General features: G+C 73.1%; 3 protein-coding genes. All 3 read right to left on the bottom strand.

Translation table 11 applies throughout. From position 1 onward, the window contains the following. Positions 1 to 1,075: putative T7SS-secreted protein (locus RM844_RS31925; protein ID WP_394814645.1), on the bottom strand; the 1,075-nt coding region annotated here is incomplete at its 3' end. Between the two features lie 193 nt (positions 1,076 to 1,268). Beyond that, entirely contained in the window at positions 1,269 to 2,417 is a 1,149-nt protein-coding gene (locus tag RM844_RS31930; protein ID WP_311670951.1) for a DUF4185 domain-containing protein, read from the bottom strand. A 132-nt stretch (positions 2,418 to 2,549) separates the two neighbouring features. Beyond that, a complete protein-coding gene (locus RM844_RS31935) occupies positions 2,550 to 3,542 on the bottom strand; it encodes an alpha/beta hydrolase (RefSeq protein ID WP_311670952.1) in 993 nt (330 codons plus the stop codon). Positions 3,543 to 3,751: the final 209 nt, after the last annotated feature.

Consider the following 3,751-nt stretch of genomic DNA (forward strand, 5'->3'; position numbering starts at 1 on the left):
GTTCGACGTCGGTGGCGGACATCAGCAGTTCGCCGGTGGCGACGTCGACGGGGTCGCCGCAGGCGTTGCGGCCGTTCATGGGGACGCCGTCGCCTCGGGTGCGCCGGCCGAGGCCGAGGGCGCCCTGACGCAGGCCGCGAAGGCCCGTACTCGCTGCGCCGCGGAGCCCTCGGGCCAGGCCCCCGAGGGTGGTGAGGCCCTTCATGCCCGGGATGCAGTCCAGCGCCGCGAACGCGACGTCGAGGAGGCCGGCTTCGCCCCGTGCGTATTTGATCAGCGTGTCGGCGAGGACGATGACGGCGGCGGCCAGCACCACCCAAGCGAGGGGGCCGCCGATGATCATGACGACGACGCCGAGGACGGCGACGACCAGCTTGCACGCCTCGACCAGGGTGTCCCAGTTGTCGGTGACCCAGTCGATGGCTTTCTCCCACCAGCGGCGGTTCTGGATGCCGGCGTCGGAGGCTTCCTCGATGCCCTGGGCGCAGACGCGTGCGGCTTCTTCGCGCATCTCCTGGGCGTCCTGGGCGAGTTGGCGGGCGGCGGCCAGGCGTTCCTCGGCGTCGTTGACGCGGGCCTGGGCGGCGCCGGCCGCCGCCTCGGCGGCCCGCTGGTCCCGGGCGGCGGCCCGGACATCGGCCTCGTCCGGCGGCTCGACGTTGTCCCGTTCGCCCTCGCGCTGCAACCGTTCGGCCTCGTCGCCGGCGCGGCCGACCCAGTCGGTGGCGTCGCCGAGCGCGGACTGGGCACTCGCCAGATCCGCCTGCGCGGTGACCGCGCGATCCAGCGCCCGGTCGGCCATCCCCTGCGCGGTCTGCAACTTCGGCCAGTAGACGTTCAACGCCTGAGCACAGAGGCTGTAGGACTCCTCCAGCTTGGTCAGGTTGTCCGGGACCCCGTCGAACTCCCGCCGGAACGCGTCCGCCGACAACCCCGCCCAGTCCAACACGGCACGCTCGCCCGCCATGCCCCGGATCTTCCCCAGCGCCTCACCGACATCGTCGGCGAACTCCTGCAACTCCTCCGCCAACTCCCGGACCTCGTCCGGATCCCCCGGTGTCGGGTCCCGGTCCATATCCACCGGTGACCAGTCAGACGGTCGCGCCACGATCCCCCCAAGGTCGCGTTTCCAAGCCCCAGAAGACGCTACCGAGAGGTGCTGAAGGATGGCAATGTGCTACTGCCCGGAACGTGGGGTCTGATCGCGGAGCCGCCACGACGAAGACGGTCGCGCGCCGGTCGATGGGGGTCCCCGGTGCCCCGTCCCCTCAGCCCGTGGTCAGGCCGCGGACGCGGTACTGCATCACGCGGTAGTTCTGGGCGTCGTACCACTGGCTGACCGTGAGGTGGAGGTTGTCGGGGGTCGATCCCGGGATGATGAAGCCGCCGTAGGGGCTGGCCACCGCGTTGCCCGTCTCGTGGCCCGGCACGGTGGGCACGATCATGGTCTGTTCCGGGGTGGTGAACAGGTTCGAGGTCGGCAGGGCGAAGAACTGGGCTCGGATGTCGAGCGGGTGCATGTTCAGCCAGGTGAGCGCGTAGCCGCCGGACATGGCGCGGAAGCAGATCTCACCCCAGCGGCGCGCCGCCGTCACGGAGGTCGGCGGATGGCCCCAGGCCCAGGCGCCGTTCGCGTACCCCCACGGCTCGTAGGCCGCCGGCTCGCCCAAGGCGTCCTGGGGGACCCGGTGCAGCAACAGGGCCGAGGTCACCTCGCGGTTGAAGGCCGTCGAGAGGACGTAGGCGTAGCCGTCGTCCGCGACCGCGTAGGTCTTCTGCTGGAACTGCCCGCCGTGCTGGTCGCCCGGCCACTGACAGAGGTACTGCCAGGTCTCGCCGTTGTCGTCGGAGCGCCAGAAGTCGGTGTGGTGGGTCCGGTAGATCACGCCGCGCATCAGGTGCAGGTACATCGTCGAGCCGATGGTGAAGACGTCGGACGGGATGGCGGTGGTCCCGCCCGTGTGCCCCTCGGGGACGAGCCCGACGGCGCGGGCGCCGCCCACGCTACCGTCGATGGTGAGCGTCTCCGGCGCCGGGTCGGACGAGCGCAGCCCCACCGGCGACCGCCAGTCGGGGCCGCCGACGCCCGCGCCGTCGAACGTGTCCCCGCAGACCAGGAGCAGCGAACCGTCCGGGCAGCGCGCCGGGATGCCGAGGTCCGTCCAGGGCGCGGCGAACCGGCCGGTCTGCGCCGGCCCGGTGAGGTCGCGCACCTTCGCCCCGGTGACCAGCGGCGCCCCGGTGGCCTGGCGGGCGCCGGTGCCCCGCGGCCCGGCCGCCGCTTCCGGGCCCGCGGCTCCGACGACGCCCGCCACGGCGAGCCCGCCGGCCGCGGCGGAGCGCAACAGCGCCCGCCGGCCGGGACGGGCCGGCAGGCCGGAACCACCGGAAGGCGCGGGCTTGTTCGGTCCATCCATGACGGCACTCCCAGGGTTCGGCCGGGCCGGGGCGGGCGTGAACGGGTGGGCGGTGAACGAGCGGTGAACGGGCGGTCGGGGGGCGCGAGCAGGGAAACAGTGGGCGTGAACGGGCGGGTGGTGAACGGGCGGTCAGGCCTTGCGGAGTCGGGCGACGATACCGTCCAGGTCCCGGACGAACAGGTCGGGGCGCACGAAGTGGCCGCCCGCCGGCTCGTGCCACTCGTGCGGGATGCCGGCCGCGCCCAGGCGCTCGCGGAACTCCCGCTGACCGGCGAGCACCTGGGTCTCGTTGACCGTGTCGAACCAGTTGACCGGGTCGGGGCTGGTGCCGGCGACCAGGAAGACCCGCTTGTTCCGGTAGCTGTCGACGCGTTCGACCGGGTTGTCGGCGGAGACCCGCGCCTCGTCCCACAGCGGCATCCCGTAGACCGAGCCGCCGCCCAACTCCACGGCCGCCGACGAGACGTTGGCCCAGTGGGCGACCAGGCCGAAATCCCGGCGCAGGCTGGCCGGCCCGGAGTGGGAGCTGACCGAGGCGAAGTGCCCGAAGTACTTGGCCGCGTACTTCAGCGCGCCGAACCCGCCCATGGAGAACCCGGAGACCGCGCGGCCGTCGTACTCGGCGTAGGTCCGGAAGTTGGCGTCGATCCAGGGCACCAACTGGTCGATGTGGAAGGCCTCCCAGTTGCGGGGCCCGACGAGGGAGTTGACCGGGTTGGAGTACCAGCCGGCGTGGCCGCCGTCGGGCATCACGACGATCAGCGGCTTGCCCGCGGTCCACTCGCGGATGCCCATCCGGTCGAAGGTGATGAAGTCCTGGTCCAGGCCGCCGCCGTGGAACAGGTACAGCACGGGGTACCGGCGTCCCGAGGTGTGGTAGCCGTCCGGCAGCAGCACGTTGACGCCGGGGTTCCAGCCGATCTGGGCGGTGGCGAACCGGTAGTACCACATCCGGGGGTCGCCCTCGCCGCGCTCGACGACGCGCAGGCCGAAGCCGTCGCCGACGGCGTGCGCGGGGGCGGCCGCTGCCAGCAGGCCGGCTCCGCCGACGGCGGTCAGCGCGGTGATGCCGGCGGCGGCCTTCAGGGCACCCCTGCGGGTGGGACGGTGCGTGTTCAACATGGCCTCCGGGGGGACGGGTCGGAACGGACCGAGGCGGAGTGGGAGGAGACGGGGTGGTCGGGTGGGAGGAGACGGGGTGGTCGGGTGGGAGGAGACGGGGTGGTCGGGTGGGAGGAGACGGGGTGGGGTTCCGGCGGTGGCCGGCGCCGCGCCGGCCTGTGTGCCGGGGGGGGGCGGCCGGGGGCCGTTCCGGCACGGGGCGCCGCCGG

It is taken from the genome of Streptomyces chisholmiae (assembly GCF_031845445.1).
Lineage (GTDB): Bacteria > Actinomycetota > Actinomycetes > Streptomycetales > Streptomycetaceae > Streptomyces > Streptomyces chisholmiae.